This is a genomic window from Chryseobacterium oleae, from assembly GCF_900115055.1.
Classification (GTDB): domain Bacteria; phylum Bacteroidota; class Bacteroidia; order Flavobacteriales; family Weeksellaceae; genus Chryseobacterium; species Chryseobacterium oleae.
On record NZ_FOVD01000001.1, the window covers coordinates 17,009 to 39,904 of the forward strand.

Consider the following 22,896-nt stretch of genomic DNA (forward strand, 5'->3'; position numbering starts at 1 on the left):
AACGTCAGGCATTTTTTTTATTTTGCTTTGTTAAACATATATCGGGCGATCTTCCATTTCCCGTCTTCCTTTTCCAGGACAAACAGTTCACGGTTTTCTTCCGGCGTTGTTTTATTTTCCGCGCGGATCAGCTGTGTTCCTTTAGACATAGTACGGGCAACCGCATAGTTTTCATTGATGACGGTAATTTCATCAATTCTAAACTTTACATTAAGTTGTAACATTTTGAAAACAAAATCGTAACCTCCTTTTAATTGTTCCTGACCTTCAGCACTTGGCGCTCCCTGAGGCATGAATATCCCGTTTTTGGTATACAGTGGCAACACTTGTTCAGTAGATGAAGCATTAAGGGCATTTTCGTAGGCGTGAAGAGTTTCTTCTATATTCTTTTTGATATCGTTTTCCATTGTTGTATTTTTTTCTGTTGATGGGTTAATTGCAAGATTGCTATTTTCTTTTTTTTCGGTACAGGCCGATAATAGGAATATAACCTGAGCGGCGATGAATATTTTTTTCATCATTACAGTTTGGATTTAGCTTCCTCGATGTTCACGGCTTTTCCCAGTTTCCCCAATTCATGAAGATCTCCGAAAACTTCAATACGGATAGACTGATCAATACCTCCTACTCTCAAAGGTTCAAAACCTGTTTCTCTGATCACTTCTTCAATATCATTATTGATTTCCATATCATCAGATGCATAAAATAATACGTCTTTTTCAGGTTCATGATTGGAAGATGACGCCAGTGTTCCTGCACCCAGTGTTCCGAAGGCTTTAACCAGTTTAGCCCCTTTAGGAAGAATTGCTTTGTTCAACTCTCCTGCTGATTCCATTTCTCCAATGATTTTTTTAAATCCGCCATTTCCGTCCGGAGCAATTGGATTGGAAACATCAACAATGATTTTACCCTGTAAACTGTTTCCGTTGTCATTAAAGAAATCCTTAAAAGCACCAAACCATATTGCTGGTATAATAATATCCGCTGTATTGATCGCCTCTCCAATCGTTGTGCTTTTTGCAAATCCACCTGACTGCGCAGCGAAATCATTCGCTTCATCTGCATTTCTTGTGGCAACGATAACGTTATGCTTATTGTTTACTAAATTATTGGCTACTGCTTTACCGATATTTCCCAATCCGATAACCGCTACTTTTTTCTGTGTTTCCATTTTTGTAAATTTTAATGTTTTTGTATGGGTCAAAATTAGCACAGATAACGATGAAAAACCGGCAAACAAGTTTAAGAAAACATCTTAACAATTGGTAAGATAAATTCTTAACATAGTTTCATAAAACAGATTAATCCTTTATCCTTTTCGCACGGATTTTACTGAGAAACTGAGGCGTAATACCCAGGTATGAAGCGATTTGTGTATTGGAAAGACGGTTGGCCAGCTGTGGGTATTGTTTAAGAAAGAACTCATACTTTTCATCTCCTGTAGCACTGATATTTTGCAGCATACGGTTCTGAAGTTCGATAAATTTGTGTTCAATGATCACTCTGAAGTTTCGGTCAAACTTTGGATAGTAGGTATACAGAAACCACAGATCATGTTTTTCAATCTGCAGCACTACAGAATTTTCAAGGGCTACAATGTGTAATTTACTGGGCTTTTTGTTGTGGAAACTGTCGATGTCTACAATCCAGTCATTTTCAGAAGCAAACTGCAGATTATGCTCTACTCCGTCTTTATCTATACTGAACATTTTAAAACATCCGGAAACCACAAAGGTATAATACTGGCACACTTCATTTTCCTGCAGGATAAACTGTTTTCTTTTAATTCTCCTCTCGGTTATCCTCTCTTCCAATACGTCAATTTCTTCCTTTGACAGAGGAATATAGGTTTTAAAATAACTGATAAGCGGAGCGGTTTCTTTCGACATTGTGAATACGTGTGTTTGATTAATAAAATCAATCTCTATGACAATATATCAAAAAAAACTGAATTAGAAACGCTTCATCCTCAATTCATCAATAAGCCACTTGCAGTATACCTTACAAATTGCCTATCTTTGCATTCGCAATCTGAGGGAAGATCCGGACGGTAACAATATCATTAAAATACTGTTATACAATTATTTAAACTCCGATTGAATGTAAATAAATTTGAAAAATTTCCTGTTGAAAGATCTGCTTCTCATCACTCCGCCTTTTACCCAGCTCAATACACCTTATCCTGCAACAGCTTATATAAAAGGCTTTCTGAATACCAAAGATATTTCCAGCTATCAGACCGATCTGGGACTGGATGTTATTTTGGAATTATTTTCAAGAAACGGAATTGAGAAAATTTTCAACACAGAGGTTCATCTTCAGGAGATCTCAGAAAATTCACAGAGAATCTTTGCGCTCCGGGAAGAGTATCTGAAAACAATAGATCAGGTTATTCATTTTCTACAGGGCAAAAATCCTACGCTGGCCAGACAGATTTGCAGCATGAATTTCCTTCCTGAGGCTTCCCGTTTCAATCAGTTGGACGATATGGATTTTGCCTTTGGAAATATGGGACTTCAGGATAAAGCCAAGCACCTTGCCACGCTATATCTTGAGGATATTTCGGATTATATTATTGAAAATATTGATGCGGATTTCGGATTCAGCAGGTATGCAGAACGTCTTGGAAAAAGTGCCAATTCGTTTGACGAATTATATTTAAAACTATCAGGAGATCAGACTTTTATTGATTATTTTACCTTAAAGATTCTTCAGGAAAAATTAGAATTAGTTCAGCCAAAACTGGTGTGTTTTTCAATTCCTTTTCCGGGAAATTTATACGCAGGTTTCAGGTGTGCACAGTTCATTAAAAAACATTATCCTCACATTAAAACTGCGATGGGCGGAGGTTTTCCCAATACGGAATTAAGAGAAGTAAAAGATCAGAGGGTTTTCGAGTTTTTTGATTTTATTACCCTTGATGATGGTGAACTTCCTCTTGAACTTCTGTGCAGTAATGTCTTACATCCTTCAGAAGAAGCTGAGTACAAAAGAACATTTTTAATTGAAAACCAAAAGGTTACCTATAAAAACAATTCCAAAAGACACGATTACAAACAGGCAGATATCGGAACTCCGGACTATACTGATTTAAAGTTGGATCAATATGTTTCGGTGATAGAAATTGCCAATCCGATGCACAGTTTATGGAGCGACGGACGCTGGAACAAGCTGACAATGGCTCATGGCTGCTACTGGGGGAAGTGTACATTCTGTGATATTTCTTTAGACTACATTAAAATTTATGAACCTATTTCTGCCAAAATTCTGGTTGACAGAATGGAAGAGCTCATCCAAACAACGGGTGAAACCGGATTCCATTTTGTAGATGAAGCGGCACCACCGGCATTGATGCGTGAAGTCGCTTTGGAAATTCTGAGAAGAAATCTGGTCGTTACCTGGTGGACGAATATCCGTTTTGAAAAAAGCTTTACCCGCGATTTATGTTACCTGTTGAAAATTTCAGGATGCGTTGCGGTTTCCGGTGGACTTGAAGTAGCCAGTGATAGATTGTTGCAGTTAATCGACAAAGGAGTTTCGGTGGAACAGGTTGCCAGAGTGACAAGAAATTTCACGGAAGCCGGAATCATGGTTCATGCTTATCTGATGTATGGCTACCCAACTCAGACCATTCAGGAAACTGTGGATTCTTTGGAAATGGTAAGACAGATGTTTGAAATGGGAATTCTGCAAAGTGGATTCTGGCATCAGTTTGCCATGACTGCTCATTCGCCTGTAGGAATTAATCCTGAGGAATTTGGAGTGACTCCCGTGAAGGAAGAAATTCTGTTTGCGAACAACGATATTGATTTTAAAGACAAAACCGGAATCGATCACAGCAAGTTCAGCTTCGGACTGAAAAAATCTCTTTTTAATTATATGCACGGAATCAATTTTGAATTTCCGCTTCAGGATTGGTTTGATTTTAAAATTCCAAGAACGCAGGTTCATCCCGATCATATTCACGACTGTCTTTTGGACGAAAACCAATTTGGCTTTAAAGGCAACTCAAAAGTGGTGTTTTTAACCAAAAACGTAATCGCTGAGAATCGCATAAAAAATAAAAAGAAGTACTCCGGGCCATATACGCTTCTTACATTCCACTTAAAAACCAATATTGTAAAGATCGATCTGGAGCAGGATAAGGCGGAATGGCTGATGAAAGTTCTGGAAGAAAATTCTATAGAAAACCCGAAAAAAGTTACAGCTCAGCAACTTAAGAATCAGTTTGAAGAAAATTTCGAAGATTTTGAACTGTTTTGGTTTTCAAAACCGATGCAGCAACTTAAGGAAAATGGGGTCATTTTGAGTCTTTAATTTTTGAACAAAATAAAACCCGGAAAATCAATTTTCCGGGTTTTTTATGAATTATCAGATTTGAACCATTAATATCTTCAAAGGAGGTAAGAATAATTAAGATAAAATCGAAGATTTAAAAAAGCATCTACCCTTAAGCAAAGCTCACCTTAATATTTCTTAAAAACTATATTTTTCTTAATGGTTCAAAATTTTATTTCTCAGCACTTTCTTTCTGAACAGGACCTACCGTCACTTTTTCCTGAACCTTAATGAAAGTCGGATCCATAATCGCCATCCGCTCTGCAATAGCCTTATATGTCGGATATTTTAAAATGGATGCTCTTCCGGACATTTCCCTGTAAAGCGTAAAACTCTTTCCTCCTGCTGTTTTCAGCTGTTTGGTCGTGGTGATATATCTTCCGATTAATTTGCTTTTAGCATCATAAATCTCAATATCCACAAATGTCTTATCAGAAATGGTGTCTTCTGATCCAAAACTTACGGGAAGATTCGTAAAATATCCTACCGGAACACCATTGGACAGGATCTCTCCCACTTTATTCACTTCGATATTCATTTTATCGATTTTGCTTCTGGTGGTATAAGCATCTTTTGTCTTGGAATCCAGCTTTCTTTTGGGAACATTTTTAAAGATTTCGTCTAAATTTTTAATGTTGATCCCTTTATTATCGATGATTTTCAAGCCTTTGATCGAAGTATAAACCGCTGATTTTTCTTCACCCGAAAATGCAGACGGAGAAATATAGTCCATCTCTATGACTTTATCCCTGTTGTAAACCCGATTCAGTTTGATATAACTGTCTCTTACAGAATCCACTATACTTTTATCAACAAACTCGATGGTATACATCGGGGTTTCATTGAGATCCAGGAAAGTATAGGTGTTGGACTTATTGACAATCTTAGCGACATGAATTCCGTCCAGGCTTACGATACCTCTTTTGGTTTTGAAATTCTGGGCGTTAGATAAAATCCCCAGAATGGTAAAGAATATGATTGTACTTTTCTTCATAAAATCAGACTTTTACACATAAAAAAAAGTGTAACCAAAGTTACACTTTCTTGAAAATATATTTAGCTTTTCATTTAATTATTCACAAAGGATGATTCCTTTATTATGATTAAATTCTACAACACCGCTTTTGATAGGATAAGAGAAAACTGACTCTTTATCATTTTCCTTAGTAAGGTTTTTAGCGAAAGCTTCTCCAACAGAATTGGTAAAAAGCTTCACCTTCCCCCCGATTAAAGAAGAAACAATTCCTGCGTGGTTTTTCATGATGTGAAATTCACCATTCTTCCCAGGCAATAATACTGATTCTACTTCTCCTTCAAAAACTACGTACTCTGGTGTTAAAATTTTTATATTCATTTTAATTTAGATTAAAAGATTAAAAGATTGAAGATTAAAAGATTTTTGACAAATAATGTCTCTCGTCTCAGGTCTAAAAATCTTATGTCTAATTTATTACGCGTTTTCAGCTAACATTTTTTGTCCCGCTTCGATAGCTTCTTCGATAGTTCCTTTCAAGTTGAAAGCAGCTTCCGGTAAGTGGTCTAATTCACCATCCATAATCATGTTGAAACCTTTGATCGTATCTTTGATATCTACCAATGATCCCGGAATACCTGTAAACTGTTCAGCTACGTGGAAAGGCTGAGATAAGAATCTCTGAACTTTTCTAGCACGGTAAACTACAGATTTATCTTCTTCTGAAAGTTCTTCCATACCAAGAATCGCGATGATATCCTGAAGGGCTTTATATCTCTGAAGAATTTCTTTTACTCTCTGAGCACAGTCATAATGCTCTGCACCGATAATTTCCGGAGCAAGGATTCTTGACGTAGAAGCCAATGGATCCACAGCTGGATAAATACCTAATGAAGCAATTTTTCTGTCTAGTACCGTAGTTGCATCCAAGTGAGCAAACGTTGTTGCAGGAGCCGGGTCAGTTAAGTCATCCGCAGGTACGTAAACCGCCTGTACTGAAGTAATTGAACCGTTTTTAGTTGAAGTAATTCTTTCCTGCATCGCTCCCATCTCAGAAGCAAGCGTTGGTTGGTAACCTACCGCAGATGGCATACGACCAAGAAGTGCAGATACCTCAGAACCAGCCTGTGTAAAACGGAAGATGTTGTCTACGAAGAAAAGTACGTCTCTACCTTGTCCGCTTTCACCACCGTCTCTGTAGTACTCAGCTAATGTAAGACCAGAAAGTGCTACTCTAGCTCTTGCTCCTGGTGGCTCGTTCATCTGTCCGAAAACGAATGCAGCTTTAGATTCTTTCATAGCTTCCATGTCTACTTTTGAAAGATCCCAACCTCCGTTTTCCATAGAGTGCATGAAATCATCACCGTATTTAATAATACCTGATTCTAACATCTCTCTCAAAAGGTCATTTCCTTCTCTCGTTCTTTCACCTACTCCGGCGAAAACTGAAAGACCTCCGTGTCCTTTTGCAATATTGTTAATCAACTCCTGGATCAATACTGTTTTACCTACACCGGCACCACCGAACAAACCAATTTTACCCCCTTTTGCGTAAGGCTCAACTAAGTCGATTACTTTAATACCTGTGAATAAAACTTCTGCAGAAGTTGAAAGTTGATCAAATTTTGGAGCTGGTCTGTGAATAGGCAGACCACCTTCTTTAGATATATTTTGAAGTCCGTCGATAGCATCCCCAACAACGTTGAATAGTCTTCCGTTTACAGCATCACCGATTGGCATTGTAATAGGATTTCCGTATCCAATTACTTCCTGCCCTCTTTGAAGACCATCTGTAGCATCCATTGCGATACATCTTACTGTATCTTCACCAATATGCTGCTCTACTTCTAAGACTACTTTTTCACCGTTCCCTTTCGTAATTTCCAACGCATCATAGATACTTGGAATTGCTTCCACGTCTGTAAATACTACGTCGATTACCGGACCAATAATTTGAGAAATTTTACCTTTAATTTGGTTTGCCATTGCTAAATTTTTTCTTGGTGCAAATATAATGATTCTTGATAAACCCACAATTGGTAAAAAAAAGATTTTTATCATACTTTTTGAGAGATTTCGGTACGAAATGCAAGATTCGGAGTTTTTGGGGTTCGAGTTTCAGGGTCTGGAATGATAAAAAATAACAAATTATCTGCAAATTCCCTGATTTATTGATGTGATCTGCATTTTCAAATTATCCCGTCATCCAATTAGCACATTGACAAATCAACACATCAACGAATCGGCACCTCAAAACTCGTCCTATTCAAAATAAAGGTTTTATATTTGCAGTCAAATTTTTCCGTTTTGAAAGTTTTCAAGAATTTTAAAGATTATTCCTCTCAAAAGCCTTTAGCACTGTCTTTAGGAATGTTTGACGGAGTACATCTCGGGCATAAAAGTATCATCGACGAACTGATAAAAGTAGGTTCAGAGAATAATCTGGAGACAGCCATCCTTACTTTTTGGCCGCATCCGCGATTTGTTTTTAACCCAAATGAAGATCTGAAACTTCTCAATACGGTAGATGAAAAGAAAGAACTGATCGAAAAATACAACATCGATCATTTATTCCTGAAAGAATTTGATGATGAATTCAGAAACCTTACCGGAGAAGAATTTGTACGCCAGATCCTGATAGACAAACTGAATGTGAAATACCTTATTATAGGATATGACCATTCATTCGGAAAAAATAAAAGCGGGAATTTCGAACTTCTTCAAAAACTATCCAAAGAACTGGACTTCGATGTGGAACAGATGGAAGCCATCAATATCCACGAAAACAATATCAGCTCAACCAAAGTACGTAATGCTCTTCTGACGGGCAATATTAAAGCAGCCAATGAAATGCTGGGTTACTCCTACTCTGTCTCCGGAACTGTAGTTCATGGGAAAAAGATCGGAAGAACCATCGGTTATCCTACGGCTAATATTGATACTGAATCTATTAAACTTCTTCCTAAAAAGGGTGCCTACATTGTAGAAACGGAGGTAAAAGGCCAGCAATACAAAGGAATGCTGAGCATTGGAACCAATCCTACAGTAAACGGTGAAAAACTAACCGTTGAAGTGTACATCCTAGATTTTGACGGAGATATTTATGATGAAAGAATCACGGTAAGATTCAGAGATTTCCTTCATGACGAAATCAAATTTGAAGGTCTTGAAAAGCTGATTGAGAGATTGGATGAGGATAAAAAATTAACTGAAGAATTTAATTTCTAAGAAACATAAAAAAGCCGGCTTATCATATAAGCCGGCTTTTTATCAGGTTTATTTTAATATTTTTAAGTAAACCTTCTGCGGTTCGTTATTTAATGTCACTGTAGGGAATTGTTTATCGTGATCTATAAATATATCTCCTTTTTCATTAGACTTTCCATTTCCATCAGAATCCCAGTCAAGGCTTATGTAGTATTTAACAGCCCCGACAGGTTTTGGAGTAATACGGCTTTCTGCATCTTTGGGTACAGGTAAATCAATTGTGAAAGGAATTGATTTTTGCTCAAATTCTTTTTCTGTAATTAATGTGGCAGGAGCATCAGCTAAATTGGGATCCGCTCCGTATAAACTTACTTTAAGTTTTGGATTTTTAATCGTAAAATTCTCTGCTCCTGAGAATTCTATTTTTACAGTATTGGAATCTGCACTGGCTGTGTTATTTTTTTTATCCACTGTATTACAGCTTAATAACATCAATGTACCTGCTATAGCAAGCAATGAAAAATAGTTTCTCATAGTATTTTTATTTTTAGTTAATCCTAATTTTGATTAAGAGTATTAACAACAAACTTCATACCTCACTCCTATGAGAAAAAAAAACTTTTCATTTCTTTCTAACCTACCTTATGAATTACTGATCGATTCCTGAGCCTTCTTAGTCAGAGATTTAAATACAAGATCATAAGACTGATCAATCATTCTAAAGATCAAATCCCTTTTCAAACCATCTAACAGCACTGAATTCCAGTGGGTTTTATTCATGTGAAAGGCACCGGTGATCTGCGGATGCTGCTCGCGGAGTTCGGCGCTCCATTCGGGATCGGTTTTTACATTAATTCCTAATGGCTGTCTTTCCAGTCCCATCAGTAAAAACATTTTCGTCCCTACTTTCATGACAAGGGTTTCATTATCAAAAGGAAAGGTTTCTGTAACTCCTTTTTTGGCAAGACAATAGTCTAGAATTTCGTTGGCATCCATGGTTTTTATAAGTAATGAGTAATGGGTAATAAGTAATGAGTAATGGGTAATAAGTAATGGTTATGTTGAGCGTCTTTTGTTTTATATGTATGATAAGTGAGTAATGATCGTTGATATTAATTTCAAATGTAGTAAATTTAAGAAAGAAAATACTATCCATACAAAATCACAACTATTATGAAAGCTTTGGTAATCGGTGCTACAGGCGCTACAGGAAAAGATCTGGTGAAACAACTGCTTAATGACAAGGAGTTTGAAGAAGTTGATATTTTTGTCAGAAAACCTGTAGATGTTCAAAATGATAAGCTTAAAGTGCATGTAGTTAACTTTGAACATCCTGAAGAATGGAAGGATAAAGTAAAAGGCGATGTTGTATTTTCATGTCTGGGAACTACGCTTAAAGCTGCCGGCAGCAAGGAAGCACAAAGGAAAGTAGATTTCGGTTATCAGTATGAATTTGCCAAGGCAGCCAAAGAAAATGATGTGGATGATTATGTCCTCGTATCCGCCTATGGAGCCAATCCAACTTCTAAGATCTTCTATTCCAAAATGAAAGGAGAACTGGAGGAAGCCGTTAAACAACTGCATTTTACGAAGATTACTATTTTTAAACCCGGAATGCTCGAAAGAAAAGATTCGGGAAGAACCGGAGAAGTTCTGGGCAGCAGAATTATAAAATTCGCGAATAAACTTGGTCTTCTGGAAAGTCAAAAACCATTGCCTACAGATGTTTTAGCCAAAGCCATGATCAATTCTTCTAAAATAAAAAGCAATGGTTATTCCAGTATTAAATTGGGGAATATTTTCTGTTTTGCGGATAAGAAGTTTGAGAGTTAGAAATTATGGGTTAACAAAAATGCTTTATACTAATTAAATTACAGTATTTTTTCTCTAATATTTCATTTTTAATTTAAAATAAAGATAATATACTACCAAATACATCATTTTATTACGAAATAAATATATTTTATCAATATACTGTATATTTGTTCGATTAAAAACAAAATGATGAGAAAGATATTTTTAGCCGCCAGCGCAGTTCTGGTGCTAAGTCTGTCGTCCTGTAAAAATGACCATACCTTTTTAGAAAAAGAATTATCTGCCGCGCACAAAAAGCTGGAATCTGAGCATACACTACTGGAAAATTCACACTCCAGAATGGAAAAACAGCATGAAGAATTTAATAAGAAACACAGTATATTAAAGGAACCTGAAACAAGTGAACACAACAAAACAGAAGCTGCTCATCAAACTATTTTAAAAAATCATGCAACACTGATTGCCAGCCATTCAGAAATTATAGCACAGCATGATAGACTCGAACAGAATCACAAAGAAGATCAAATGGCTTTAGATCAATTAATGATCGATCATGATAAGATGACTAAAAAAGATCTGCTGATCCTGGCTGAACATAAAAAGCTGGAAACTAAACATCATCTGATCTTACAGCAGGATGAGAAGGTCAAAAAAGAAGACCACCTGAAATAGCTGTATTGTTACAAATAAACGCTTCGACTCCGCTCAGCGTGACAGTAAAAATACATCCGGTATTAGATTTTGTCATGCTGAGCGGAGTCGAAGCGTTGTTGGATAGCTTTTATCTTACTTCAGATACTTTGTAATCGCGTCGTCAGTAGGTTTTGTTGTGCTGATGAATGTGTCCACCAGTTTTCCGTTTTCATCAATCAGAAACTTTGTAAAGTTCCATAAGATCGTTGTATTTTTTACTCCGTTTAACTCTTTCTCAGTCAGATACTTGAAAATCGGAGCGGTATCATCTCCTTTTACAGAAACTTTTGCAGCCAATGGAAATGTGACTCCATAATTTTTCTGGCAGAATGCTCCGATTTCGGTATTGGTTCCCGGTTCCTGTCCTCCAAAATTATTGGCTGGAAATCCTACAATGACCAGTTTATCTTTATATTCTTCATACACTTTCTCCAGATCTGCGTACTGTGGTGTAAATCCGCATTCTGACGCTGTGTTTACAATAAGGATTTTCTTTCCTTTAAAATCGGCAAAGTTGATCTCATTACCGTCAAGGCTTTCAACTTTGAAGTCATATATTGTTTTTCCCATAAGTTCATTGGTTTTAGCTTGAGAAATTTCACTTTTCTGATTGATACAGCTTTGTAAAAATGCTACAGTGGAAAGCAGCCATAAGAAAACATTTTTCATTTCTTTACAATTTAGTTGGCAGTTTTGCCGGAGTTATTGAACCTTTAATGAAACATCAACCGTTTCGCTAAGCAAATATATTTAATTAAAACTTAAAAATATTGGCTGGAAATACTTTATTGACGTCGATTCTATTTAAGATCATCATATAATCACCGTCTTTTTTGGTGCTTGAAGATTCTATTCTGAAAGACATGACCAGATTTCCTACTTTTTTATAATCCGAGTAGATCAGCGTATCATCTTTTTTAACCTCTTTTAAAAGCATATACGTTTTTACATCAAAATAGTAGATGTTCTTATTGACATTTTTCGTCAGTTCAACTTTATGGCAGTAAATCTCTCCTACTTTCTCTTTTCCAAGATATTTGGCATCAAATCCTTTGCTTTCCCAGTCGATGAAATCGTTATCAAAACTTTCTGAAACATATTCAGGGTATTCCTGAAGTTTATTGGTCGCATAGTTCATGGCATATCCTTTAGTTCCGTCAAAACCTTCAATAGCCGTTTCTTTTCCGCTGATGCTGATCACAGTTTTGGTCAGATTAGGACGTTGCTGGTAAATTTTAATAGGATATTCGTCTTTGATTCCTAAGATCACTTTTCCCTGTAAGAGTACTGAATTCAAAAGTTTCCAATTCGTCAGCCCTCCGGACAGTTCTATATTCTTATCTATAATTTCTTTTGCCGTCTGAGAATACAGTGAAGTGGTCAATGTTAAAAGGACTAAGTATAATATTTTTTTCATTTATTTCTTTTAAAATAATGGTCTAAAGAAGGTCTGAAAATAAATTTTGATTCATTCTGTTTCTTTTTGGAGATCAGATTTCCATTGATATAGGTGAAAACGGATCCCAGATCTTCTTCAAACTCTAATGGTTTGGCAAGATATACTATTTTATTTTCAAATTTATAATTAACAGGGTCTTTTACACTTTGCTGTTGAGATGGTATGACCAAATACGATGGATATATTTTATTGTTTTTAAATTCCAGCACAAGAAATCTGTAGGTATCGATGGCTCCCTTCGTTGTTGCATTACAGCCATGGCTCATTTGGGCATAGAATTTTTTATTATTCAAGTTCTGACATTTCAGATTTGAACAGCAAAATAATATTATTAAAAATAAAATCCTCATGTATAGCTTGTATATTCATCCAAATATAAGAGGAATTGGGCGAAAAAACAAAAGCACTCAGTGCAGGTAATGTTAATCTTTTCCCAATCTATTTTTAAATTAATTTCCGTGCTTTTTCAAGATCTTCGGGCGTATCGATTCCTACTCCGATGAAATTGGTTTCTATCAGTTTGATTTTCATACCATATTCAAGATAACGGATACATTCTATCTTTTCTGATATTTCCAGCGGTTTCATTTCCAATTTGGAGAACTGAAGCAATGCATGTTTTCTGAAAGCGTAAACTCCGATATGCTTAAAATAACTCACATCGTAAGAAACTTCCCTGTGGAAAGGAATCACGGAGCGGCTGAAATAAAGCGCAAATCCATTGTTGTCTGTAATCACTTTGACGTTATTCGGATTTTCAATTTCTGCTTTTTCCGTAAGTTTTATTTTTAATGAAGCCAGAGAAATTTCCTGGTTATCATCGTCTTTAAATACGTCGATAAGCTGTCTCAGAGGCTCTAATTTAAGGAAAGGCTCATCGCCCTGAACATTGATCACAATATCACAATCGATGTTCTGCACGGCCTCTGCAATACGGTCGCTTCCCGTTTCATGCTGTCCGGTCATCACGGCTTTTCCACCGTTTTTCACGATTTCATCGAAAATAATTTCTGAATCCGTAGCTACGAATACTTCATCGAACAGTTCCGTCTCCACAACATTTTTATACGTTGTTGTAATAACGGTTTTATCTCCCAACATCTGCATCAGCTTTGCCGGAAAACGGCTTGCTTCGTAACGGGCAGGAATGACAGCTATGATTTTCATTGATTATAAATTAATGTTATGAATGACTAGTTACTGTTTTGTTTCCAGAAATAATCATTTATTTTCAAAAACGCTTCGACTTCGCTCAGCGTGACACTGCTAATGCTAACAATTGACTATAACGGTGTCATGCTGAGCGAAGTCGAAGCATCTATTTTATTTTAAATGTAACAATGTATCAATTTAACAGTTTACCAATATTGTAAGTACTGGAATTGTTACATTGATACATTGCTATACTGTTATATTAAAAACTATTTAAGATTATTAAGAGCATTTTCAAGCTTCGGAAGCATTACTTTGATCTCATCCACAGCTAAACCTCCTACAGAAGCACGGAACCAAGGTTCAGATTTTGCTTCTCCGAAAGCTGAGAATGGTACAAGAGCAACACCAGCATCGTTAATCAGATAGAAAACCAGGTCAGAAGAATTTTCAATCACAGAGCCATCCGGCTTTGTTTTCCCGATATAATCAAGTCTGATGGTAAGGTATAAAGCGCCCATTGGTTCGATGCTTTCCACTGACAATCCTTTTCCTTTCAGATCCTGGATTCCACCGTGAAGAACTTTTAAGCTTTCCTCTAATTTTCCCTTGAAATCTTCCACGAAAACATTTACATTTTCAGGGTTTTCATAGAATTTAGCGGTAGCTTCCTGTTCAGGTTTTGGTGCCCATGCTCCAACGTGTGTCAGAAGCGCTTTCATTTTATCCAGAATGTGAGCAGGACCGAATCCCCATCCTACACGTACACCTGTTGCAGCAAGGCATTTAGAGATTCCGTCGATATAAATGGTGTATTCCTTAAGTTCAGGGAAAAGAGAAACCGGATCTACGTGTTCTGCGCCGAAAGTAAGGTTAGAATAGATCTGGTCATACATCAGGTACAATGGTTTTTCGTCTGCGCCTCTTTTTTTGTTTTCTTCAAGAACCAGTTCGCAGATATCTGAAAGCTGTTCTCTTGTAAACATAGTTCCTGTTGGATTCAATGGTGAACAAAGCGCTAACAGAACTGCTCCTCCTAAATGAGGTCTCAAATCATCTGCTGTCGGAAGGAAATTATTTTCAGGGGTGGTTTTCACTTCAACAGCCTCTGCGGAAGTAAGGTAAGCGTAATGGTTGTTGTTCCATGACGGTGTAGGATATACTACTTTATCACCTTCATCTACAATGGTTTTATACACCGCATAGATCAAAGGTCTTGATCCGGCAGTAATTAAAATATCGTTGGGTGAATAATCCAGATTCCATCTGTTTTTCAGGTCTTTGGAAACTTCTTTTCTTAAAGATAAAAGTCCGTTGGCTGGCGGATAATTCGTCAGATTATTCTGATATGCCTTCTGAATCTCTTCCTTCAGCAATGCCGGAATAGGATATAGATTAGAATTCAGGTCACCAATAGTAAGATTGGCTATCTCCGCTCCTTTTGCTTTTAAATCATTTACTTCATTACCAATTTTTACGATTTCGGAACCAATCAGGTTCGCCGCTAATTTTGAAACTTTCACTTTATTTTTATTTAAATTTACTAATATTATCTCCTCAAATTAATCCTGTCTTCTATTTGATCCACAGGTATATGTGCGTCAAAAGCTGCTATCAGTTCTTTTGCTTTTTTTGCTGTCCTTGAATTCGGATATTTTTTTATGATCCGGCTGTATTCTTCTTTGGGGTCATCCATCAATCTCCCTTCTGTTCTGTCATAGGTCGGGGAACTGTCCATTCCAAGAATATAATCTAATAAATAATCATCATATTCTCTTTTCGCTTTCTTTATCAACGGACTTTTAGGAAATTTATTCATAAAATTCTCCCAGGCGATCAGTCTGTCCCCTAATTCTTGCCAGGTAATCATCAGACCTCCATTGATAGCATAATTCTCTTTACTGTCATTGGCCAACTGCAGAATATAGCTGTCATAATCTGGAGTCACCTTATTCTTAAATACAGCATAATCATATCCGTACACTGAATGAATTTCTGTCAGTCCCTCTCCCATAACGCGAAATTCAAGACCTGCCTTATTCAGTTCAGCGGCAATTTTTTTTACGTTGTCCGGCAAACGATAAGTGTCCGGTTCATTGGTATGATAATCAGTATATTGATCTAATATATCCTGATGTAAACCATTCAGACAGTCTGTATACTTTGTTCTTATTTTTACATAATCTTCGTATAACCTATCGTTTTGTTCCGGGCTGTTTACTGCAATTTCTTTATCAGTCTTAGCCTTATACCATTGAAGAGCGGCAATATAATCCTCCGTTTTGTTAGCTGTTGAACAGGCTGTATCAATAGGCTTAAACAGATCTTCTTTTATTTCTGTTTGAGTGATTGAATCATTCGCTGTTTTGGTTTCCGCTACTTTCTGTACTTCTTTTTTACAGGAAAAAACAAGTACAGAGAGCATACAGACTGCTACAATCTTTTTTATCATCTTCTGCAGATTGGAATTAATCTAATTTCAAATCTTTTCTTACGTCCTCGATTTTAGCTTCTAATGATTTCAGTTTATCTTTAAAATCTGCTTCAGACGTAATCGTGTCTTTTACAGAGATATAAAATTTAATTTTCGGTTCAGTTCCTGAAGGTCTTACACAAACTTTGGTTCCGTCCTGGGTATAATAAATCAGTACATTCGATTTTGGAATGTCGTTCATTGCTTTTGTTTCATTCTTTGAAACCGTGAAATTAGTCTGTTCTTTAAAGTCTTTCACTTCTTCTACCAGTGATCCGGCCAGTTCTTTCGGTGGATTCTCACGGAAGTTTTTCATCATATTCTGAATTTCTTCAGCACCTTCTTTTCCTTTTCTGACAATATTCACCAGTCCTTCGTAGTACATTCCCAGATCTTCATAGATCTCAATCATGTACTGGTACATTGTTCTACCGTTGGCTTTACACCACGCAGCGATCTCACAGGCAACAAGAATACTTCCGCATGAGTCTTTATCGCGGACAAAATCTCCGGTCATAAAACCGAAACTCTCTTCCCCACCACAAACAAATTTTTGTGTTCCTTCTGCTTCACGGATCATTTTTCCGATCCATTTGAATCCTGTAAGCCCGGACTTACATTCAATACCAAATTTCTGAGCAATATCAAAGAAAATATCAGAGGTTACAATCGTAGAACCGATGAACTCCTTTCCGGTGATTCGTCCTTGTTTTCTCCACTCATTTAAAATATAGTAGGTAAGGATGGTATTCGTCTGATTACCATTCAGAAGCTGCATGTCTCCATCCAGGTTTCTTACGGCAATTCCTAATCTGTCACCATCCGGATCTGTTCCGATGACGATATCAGCATTGGTAATTCTTGCCAGATCCATAGCCATTTCCAGTGCGGCAGGTTCTTCCGGATTCGGAGATTCTACCGTAGTAAAATTCCCGCTTGGGATCATCTGTTCTTTCACCAGATCCACTTTTTTAAATCCTGCTTTTTCCAAAGCTTTCGGAATCGTTGTGTATGTTGTTCCGTGAATAGACGTGAAAACAATATTTAAATTCTCTTTCCCAACATTCTGATAGGTAGAGTTTTCAAGACAGGCATCGATGTAAACGTCGTCCTGCTCTTCCCCGATCCATTCGATCAGATCATCATTTCCATCAAATTTAATTTCGTCAAATTTCACAGAATATACTTCATTGATAATGGCTTCATCATGTGGCGGAACAATCTGTGCACCGTCATTCCAGTACACTTTATAACCGTTGTATTCAGGTGGATTGTGGGACGCGGTCAATACAATTCCTCCATTACATTTTTTGTCTCTTACCGTAAAAGATAATTCAGGAGTCGGTCTGTGATCCTTGAAAAGAAGCACTTTAATTCCATTAGCTGTTAAAACATCAGCCACAAGTTTCCCGAATTCCTTTGAATTATGGCGAACGTCATAAGCAATCGCTACTTTAATTTCCTCTCCTTTAAACTGCTGAAGCATATAATTGGCCAGTCCCTGTGTAGCCTGTCCCAATGTATATTTATTCAAGCGGTTGGTTCCTACTCCCATGATACCTCTCATTCCTCCTGTTCCGAATTCAAGTTCTCTGTAGAAAGAATCTTCCAGATCCGGGGAATTGCTGTCGATCAATGTCTGTACAGCATCTCTTGTTTCTTTATCGAATGTATCACTTAACCAAAGTTGCGCTTTTTCTAATGTTGTCATATGTGTATTTCGTTCTTTTATAATTTGTAAAGTTCTGATTCTAAGTTTGGCAGCTATTCCTACGATAACTTCCCTCCTCCAGCTTCCATCTTCCTTTCTATTTTAATTAATCCAATTTCTTATTCTCCACACGAGCCTGCTTATCAATTTTAAAGGCACGGATCGGGTTGTTATAATAGATGAATTTTGCAGTGTTCTGAATATTTCCTTTTAGAGAATCTTTCACATTCACTTCTGCGTAATTTCCGTTTTTTGAGTCGATATTCAGGTTTTCTATTTTCCAGTAAGGAGCAATAAGACTTGCTGTGTCTGAGATCTTTATCACTGCATTTTTCGTCAGTCCCAAAAAGTTGGCCCGGCTTTTATTCTGCATGTCTACTTCTGCTCTTCTCGTGTTCACTGAACCCATAAATGTAGCATTATTTTTTAAATTAAGCCTAAAATTGTCGGTCTTAATTTCGCTTGAAATGTTCATTTCCACAGAGTCTGCAACGGCTACTTTTTCAAGGTTATATTTTGAATAAATCGTCACATTATAGAAATCTACTCCTTTTGTACCCCGTTTTTCTTTAATAAAAAGGGTCTTGTCTTTTACATCTACGTCCAGATTGCCGGCTACATTGGGATAGGTTTCAATTTCTACAAAATTCTTATCCCCTCTGGCATAAAATACACGGAATTTACCTTCCAGATCCAGATTCACAAATTCTGAAACATCCACGTCTTTCCTTTCAATCGTTCCTTTTGGAGAAACTTTTCCGCAGGAAACCGCCGCTACAAGCAGGGATGTGTATAGTATTTTTTTCATATTCAATTTAAAATATTCTATATAAAATCGTAATTATGGTAAGACTTTCTATTCCCATCAGGACATACAGTACCGATACTCTCCAAAGCAGGCCCGGTTTTGAGTATGAGTTTTTAAATGCATTCCAATACGTAACTGCCGGAAAGAGAACGAGAAGTACAACAGAAGCCTTATCCAGAATAGCAAAAATCTTCGCTGCAGGTTGCCACAGACCGATAAGACTTACCATATCATTAAACAAAAATAGGATTAAAATTCCTAACAGGCTTACTGTTCCGATGATAAAATGCTCGGCAATATTCAATTTTATCCTTCTGAAAATGAAAAAAGCATTGACCCCAAGCATCGGGATGATTACAAAAAGGATTATTTTGGAATATTTAGAAAAAAATTGCAGGATTTTAGCACTGTCTTTTGGAATTTCCGCTGGATTCAGATCCAAATAAAAATGCATTGTTAACACATTGAATCCGAATAGAATAAGCAATAATGAAAACAGATTGTAATATTTAATTCTTTTCCCGGAAATATAATCCATTGCCATTCTTCCAGGCCCGAACAAAACGTGTTTCAGAGTTCTGAAAAACCTTTCTTCTATATGCCAGATTGATCCTAATATATCACTTTTAATCAATGAATGGGGAGTAATTCTTGCTGTGTCTGCTTTTTGCCCGCAGTGAGAACAAAACTCACCGGAGATCTTATAACCGCAATTCAAACAGCTTTTTTCCTTCATTGTAAAAAATTTTACATTCTATTTTTTTCTGTAAAACCAGGTTTTCGGATCTTTTCCCGCCGACAGTAATAAATAATCTTTGCTTACATAGGAAATATTCATCACAACAGTATCTACAGCAGGATATTTCATCTTCAGCGTTTTACTTTTTCTTTGATAACTCCCCGATTCTTCCATGGATGTAAAGGAATTATCTTTATTGAAAGTCAAAGTTCCTGTACCGTATTTAGAATTATTTTCTTTGGACTTCAAGGTGTCAATCTCAGTCACTATTCCATCATATAAATCTATGAATTCCCAGGATCCCACAAGTCTGGAAGAAGTGCAGGAAGACAGAAAAAGAAAGGAAAAAATGATTAAAATAAATTTCGCTGGCTTGTATTGTTGTGTTACCAATTTTATAAATTACACACAAATATAAAGAAAAATAGCTTCGAAAATGGTTCTGTAATTGCGTTTTCTGCTAATATTCTGTATTTTTTAATTTGTTGGATGAAGTTGGTTTAATGTGTTGGTTTTTCGCAAAGGCGCGAAGATTCTTACCTATTTTGCGTTGTTAAGGCGCTAGGATTTTATCTGCGATAAAATTGATTACTGCTCAAATATTTATACTGTAAACCACGCTGAAATTCTGTTATTTTTAACCTTGAAATAAAACCTTATAGGTTTTCGAAACCTATAAGGTTTATGACTATAAAAATATCAATTAAGTAAACCTTGCTACAAATCTTTGATTTTCTTGAGCCTTCGCGATTACCAACAAAAGCCATTTAAAACGCTATTCCAACAAAGAAAATTGCATAAAAAATCCCCAAAAAGTTGAGAACTCTTTGGGGATTTTATCGTTTAATGATGATGTGTTTAACGTATTAAATCACTTCATCAATATTATAATTCTTATGTTCTCTGTTCGTTCTGATGATCATTTCACCTAAAAATCCGGCTATGAAAAGCAATGTTCCCATAAGCATCATCGTCAGAGCGATAAAAAACCAAGGGTTGTTGGTGATCAAGTGACCGTAAATTCCTCTTGCTACATCAATCAGTTTTGAAACGCCCAGCCAAAGTGCTGAAAGGAAACCTACGATGAACATTACAGTTCCCACCGCACCGAAGAAATGCATTGGCCTTCCTCCAAAACGACTTACAAACCAAAGCGTTACAAGATCCAAAAATCCTCTGATAAATCTTTCGGTTCCGAATTTTGAAGTTCCGTAAGGTCTTGCCTGGTGCTGTACTTCTTTTTCCGTAATTCTTCTGAAACCAGCGTTAGCAGCCAGTACTGGAATGTAACGGTGCATATCTCCGTACACATCAATTGATTTCACCACCTGTTTTTTGTATGCTTTCAAACCACAGTTGAAGTCGTGAAGATAAACGCCTGAAACTTTTCTGGCCGCCGCATTGAATAGTTTTGACGGAACATTTTTCGTCATTACATTGTCAAAACGTTTCTTTTTCCAACCCGAAACAATGTCGTAGTTGTCTTCAATAACCATTTTGTAAAGTTCCGGAATTTCTTCAGGAAAATCCTGTAAATCAGCATCCATGGTAATCACCACATCTCCGTTCGCTCTTTCAAAAGCGGCATGAAGGGCTTGTGATTTACCATAATTTCTGGAAAATTTGATAGCGTGGATCTGAGGGTACTGAACCTTCATATTTTCGATAATACTCCACGATAGATCTGTACTTCCGTCATCTACAAACCAGATTTCATATGATAAGTTGTTGGTATAACAAACATTATCAATCCTTGAAAAAAGCTCTTCCAGAGAGTCTTCTTCGTTTAATAACGGAATAACTATAGATAAATTCATTTAATTCTAATAAAAATTATTCTTGATTTTCTGTTTCCTGATAAACGGATCTCGTTCTGAAAAACGCTCCAAAAAACACTGACAAAACTACGTAAAATATAAGAATTGCCGCAAAATATCCTGAAAAATGACTTGCCGTAAGCATATCTTTTCCTTTAACGGCCTCGGGAGAGAAGCTTGGAAGCCTTTCTTTGTACTTTTTGTCTAATTCATCAATATCTTTCTGATGCTTCATAATTTTCCTTGCAGACTGATACTCAGTATCCAATTCATTTTTCTGTCTCTGCACATACTGGTAATTCAAAAGCTTTTTCGCATCCTTATCCACGAAATTCAGGAAAGCATAGATACTGAATATGGAAAGAATTCCTCCGATGAACATCGGAACAAACGCTCTTGAGAACGCATCTTTAAAACTGACCACTCTATTTTTGTTCCAGAACGATTTTACGGACCAGAACGCGGCTCCCGCATAAATGATCGGCAGTACGAACGCGTTGATTTTCAGCGAGGTTTCAAAATAATTGATTCCTGAGAAAAAGAAATAAGCTACAAAAAAGATGATCATTGTAGCGATAAAAAGTATAATTCCTAATGTTGATGGACTTTTCGTCATGTTAGATTTTTTAAAAAAAGTTGAAAAATTATTGCCCTTAATTCCAGCTGTTTAGCGCTATCACGGCATTTTTTTCACTAATTTTCTTTAATAATATTTTGAAGTTTATAAATTATTCCTACCTTTGCAACGGCAAGTCCTAAACAACCAGCTCCTGAGAACCCTCCAGGGTGGGAACACAGCAAAGGTAATTGGTCGTAGCGGTGTGATTTAGGTAGCTTGCCATTTTTTTTTAATTGAAGTTGAAGTAAGGTAATTGGAAGATTATCTTTTTTTGTTTCTATACTTTTCAACATTTCCATTCTAATTTCCGGATTACCTTTCATTTATTATTTAAAATTCAAACTCCTCTCCCAATTTAGGAAGAACCAGTTCAACATTTTTATCTGCAAAATGCTTCAGTGCACTTTCATGATCAATCTTAATAGCAGGAAAAGTATCAAAGTGGCAACCGATCACTTTCGGAGTTTTCAATAATTCGGCTGCTGCAAAAGAAGCTTTTCTAGGACACATGGTGTAGTGGCTTCCGATGGGCAGGATAGAAAGGTCAATATTTCCGTAAAGTCTAGGAAAAAGCTCCATATCAGCCATTACTCCGGTATCTCCGGCTAAATAGATGTTCTTTCCTTCAGGAAGTCTGAAAATATAACCTACAGGAACGCCTCCATAGCTCCCATCCGGGAACGAACTCGTATGATGAGCCGGTACCATGGAAATTTTAAGATCGTCGATTTTTGCCGATCCTCCTAAGTTCACATCATCTTTATTTTTCGCTGTTTCAAAATAGGCACATACTTCAGGTACCCCAATTACGGTAGCATCCGGGTGAAACTGCAATACTTCCGCTACATCAGCAATATGATCACCATGAGCATGAGTCAGCAGGATATAATCGATCTTCTGCGCCGAAATATCAAAGCCTGATTCTGCTTTTTGGTAATTGTAAAAAGGATCACTTAAAATTGTTTTGTCTTTGTACGTAAACAAAAAACAGTTTTGTCCTAAAAATTGTATTTTCATTTTTAATTGATTTTATTAATTAAGAGATCATTTTCGAATTGATAATTACTTATTTTTCAAGAATAAATTTCAAAT

25 protein-coding genes and 1 other RNA gene are annotated in these 22,896 nt (G+C 36.6%); 5 read left to right on the forward strand and 21 right to left on the reverse strand.

Annotated elements, in window-relative coordinates:
• Positions 1–17: 17 nt before the first annotated feature.
• The 3 genes from BM143_RS00060 to BM143_RS00070 form a co-directional block, all read right to left on the reverse strand.
• A complete protein-coding gene (locus BM143_RS00060) occupies positions 18–521 on the reverse strand; it encodes a YybH family protein (RefSeq protein ID WP_090021624.1) in 504 nt (167 codons plus the stop codon).
• Complete coding sequence (locus BM143_RS00065) at positions 521–1,171, reverse strand: NADPH-dependent F420 reductase (RefSeq protein ID WP_090021626.1); 651 nt, start codon at positions 1,169–1,171, stop codon at positions 521–523. Before BM143_RS00065 ends, BM143_RS00060 begins: the two co-directional genes overlap by 1 nt.
• Before the next feature lie 130 nt (positions 1,172–1,301).
• Positions 1,302–1,889, reverse strand: coding sequence for a Crp/Fnr family transcriptional regulator (locus tag BM143_RS00070; RefSeq protein WP_047455361.1), 588 nt, complete (start codon positions 1,887–1,889; stop codon positions 1,302–1,304).
• Positions 1,890–2,127: 238 nt separating this feature from the next.
• On the opposite strand from BM143_RS00070, the gene BM143_RS00075 reads away from it, so the two are divergent.
• A complete protein-coding gene (locus BM143_RS00075; RefSeq protein ID WP_090023843.1) occupies positions 2,128–4,317 on the forward strand; it encodes a B12-binding domain-containing radical SAM protein in 2,190 nt (729 codons plus the stop codon).
• A 193-nt stretch (positions 4,318–4,510) separates the two neighbouring features.
• On the opposite strand, the gene BM143_RS00080 is transcribed toward BM143_RS00075, so the two are convergent.
• The 3 genes from BM143_RS00080 to atpD form a co-directional block, all read right to left on the reverse strand.
• Positions 4,511–5,332, reverse strand: coding sequence for a hypothetical protein (locus tag BM143_RS00080; protein WP_090021628.1), 822 nt, complete (start codon positions 5,330–5,332; stop codon positions 4,511–4,513).
• Between the two features lie 78 nt (positions 5,333–5,410).
• Entirely contained in the window at positions 5,411–5,692 is a 282-nt protein-coding gene (locus BM143_RS00085; RefSeq protein ID WP_090021631.1) for a FoF1 ATP synthase subunit delta/epsilon, read from the reverse strand.
• Between the two features lie 96 nt (positions 5,693–5,788).
• Complete coding sequence (gene atpD / locus BM143_RS00090; protein WP_034725477.1) at positions 5,789–7,297, reverse strand: F0F1 ATP synthase subunit beta; 1,509 nt, start codon at positions 7,295–7,297, stop codon at positions 5,789–5,791.
• A 321-nt stretch (positions 7,298–7,618) separates the two neighbouring features.
• Here atpD and BM143_RS00095 point away from each other — a divergent pair, with 321 nt between their 5' ends.
• Positions 7,619–8,539 carry a bifunctional riboflavin kinase/FAD synthetase gene (locus BM143_RS00095; RefSeq protein ID WP_090021633.1) on the forward strand — a complete coding sequence of 307 codons (921 nt, stop codon included), beginning with the start codon at positions 7,619–7,621 and terminating at the stop codon, positions 8,537–8,539.
• Between the two features lie 48 nt (positions 8,540–8,587).
• Here BM143_RS00095 and BM143_RS00100 read toward each other — a convergent pair whose 3' ends face one another.
• Both BM143_RS00100 and BM143_RS00105 read right to left on the reverse strand, forming a co-directional pair.
• Positions 8,588–9,052, reverse strand: coding sequence for a hypothetical protein (locus tag BM143_RS00100; protein WP_090021635.1), 465 nt, complete (start codon positions 9,050–9,052; stop codon positions 8,588–8,590).
• 108 nt (positions 9,053–9,160) lie between these two features.
• Entirely contained in the window at positions 9,161–9,514 is a 354-nt protein-coding gene (locus BM143_RS00105; protein ID WP_090021639.1) for an MmcQ/YjbR family DNA-binding protein, read from the reverse strand.
• Between the two features lie 177 nt (positions 9,515–9,691).
• Between BM143_RS00105 and BM143_RS00110 the strand changes: the two genes are divergently transcribed.
• Positions 9,692–10,351 (forward strand): NAD(P)H-binding protein, encoded by a 660-nt coding sequence (locus BM143_RS00110; protein WP_090021642.1) that lies wholly within the window; start codon positions 9,692–9,694, stop codon positions 10,349–10,351.
• Between the two features lie 168 nt (positions 10,352–10,519).
• Complete coding sequence (locus BM143_RS00115; RefSeq protein WP_139221950.1) at positions 10,520–11,005, forward strand: hypothetical protein; 486 nt, start codon at positions 10,520–10,522, stop codon at positions 11,003–11,005.
• Between the two features lie 114 nt (positions 11,006–11,119).
• On the opposite strand, the gene BM143_RS00120 is transcribed toward BM143_RS00115, so the two are convergent.
• The 12 genes from BM143_RS00120 to BM143_RS00175 all read right to left on the reverse strand — a co-directional run bounded on the left by BM143_RS00120 (position 11,120) and on the right by BM143_RS00175 (position 21,801).
• Complete coding sequence (locus BM143_RS00120) at positions 11,120–11,695, reverse strand: glutathione peroxidase (protein WP_090021647.1); 576 nt, start codon at positions 11,693–11,695, stop codon at positions 11,120–11,122.
• 85 nt (positions 11,696–11,780) lie between these two features.
• Positions 11,781–12,443: a histidine kinase gene (locus BM143_RS00125; RefSeq protein ID WP_090021650.1), complete on the reverse strand. Its 663-nt coding sequence runs from the start codon at positions 12,441–12,443 to the stop codon at positions 11,781–11,783.
• Positions 12,440–12,778, reverse strand: coding sequence for a hypothetical protein (locus BM143_RS00130; RefSeq protein ID WP_090021653.1), 339 nt, complete (start codon positions 12,776–12,778; stop codon positions 12,440–12,442). Before BM143_RS00130 ends, BM143_RS00125 begins: the two co-directional genes overlap by 4 nt.
• A gap of 151 nt (positions 12,779–12,929) precedes the next feature.
• Positions 12,930–13,652: a 3-deoxy-manno-octulosonate cytidylyltransferase gene (gene kdsB / locus BM143_RS00135; protein ID WP_090021654.1), complete on the reverse strand. Its 723-nt coding sequence runs from the start codon at positions 13,650–13,652 to the stop codon at positions 12,930–12,932.
• 254 nt (positions 13,653–13,906) lie between these two features.
• Positions 13,907–15,160: a pyridoxal phosphate-dependent aminotransferase gene (locus BM143_RS00140; protein WP_047455388.1), complete on the reverse strand. Its 1,254-nt coding sequence runs from the start codon at positions 15,158–15,160 to the stop codon at positions 13,907–13,909.
• A gap of 26 nt (positions 15,161–15,186) precedes the next feature.
• A complete protein-coding gene (locus BM143_RS00145) occupies positions 15,187–16,089 on the reverse strand; it encodes a hypothetical protein (RefSeq protein ID WP_090021655.1) in 903 nt (300 codons plus the stop codon).
• A 16-nt stretch (positions 16,090–16,105) separates the two neighbouring features.
• Positions 16,106–17,821, reverse strand: coding sequence for a phospho-sugar mutase (locus tag BM143_RS00150; protein ID WP_090021659.1), 1,716 nt, complete (start codon positions 17,819–17,821; stop codon positions 16,106–16,108).
• Positions 17,822–17,927: 106 nt separating this feature from the next.
• The gene (locus tag BM143_RS00155; protein ID WP_090021662.1) at positions 17,928–18,629 is read right to left on the reverse strand and encodes a GIN domain-containing protein; all 702 of its coding nucleotides are present in this window, start codon (positions 18,627–18,629) and stop codon (positions 17,928–17,930) included.
• Positions 18,630–18,636: 7 nt separating this feature from the next.
• The gene (locus tag BM143_RS00160) at positions 18,637–19,365 is read right to left on the reverse strand and encodes a DUF3667 domain-containing protein (protein ID WP_090021664.1); all 729 of its coding nucleotides are present in this window, start codon (positions 19,363–19,365) and stop codon (positions 18,637–18,639) included.
• Between the two features lie 18 nt (positions 19,366–19,383).
• Positions 19,384–19,635 (reverse strand): hypothetical protein, encoded by a 252-nt coding sequence (locus BM143_RS00165; RefSeq protein ID WP_167375212.1) that lies wholly within the window; start codon positions 19,633–19,635, stop codon positions 19,384–19,386.
• 599 nt (positions 19,636–20,234) lie between these two features.
• Positions 20,235–21,185, reverse strand: coding sequence for a glycosyltransferase family 2 protein (locus BM143_RS00170; RefSeq protein WP_090021671.1), 951 nt, complete (start codon positions 21,183–21,185; stop codon positions 20,235–20,237).
• A 16-nt stretch (positions 21,186–21,201) separates the two neighbouring features.
• A complete protein-coding gene (locus BM143_RS00175) occupies positions 21,202–21,801 on the reverse strand; it encodes a DUF4199 domain-containing protein (protein WP_072923900.1) in 600 nt (199 codons plus the stop codon).
• 130 nt (positions 21,802–21,931) lie between these two features.
• Between BM143_RS00175 and ffs the strand changes: the two genes are divergently transcribed.
• An RNA gene (ffs, locus tag BM143_RS00180) (signal recognition particle sRNA small type) lies at positions 21,932–22,029 on the forward strand.
• Positions 22,030–22,134: 105 nt separating this feature from the next.
• Here the strand turns inward: ffs and BM143_RS00185 are convergent.
• A complete protein-coding gene (locus BM143_RS00185) occupies positions 22,135–22,821 on the reverse strand; it encodes a metal-dependent hydrolase (RefSeq protein WP_090021674.1) in 687 nt (228 codons plus the stop codon).
• Positions 22,822–22,896 lie beyond the last annotated feature (75 nt).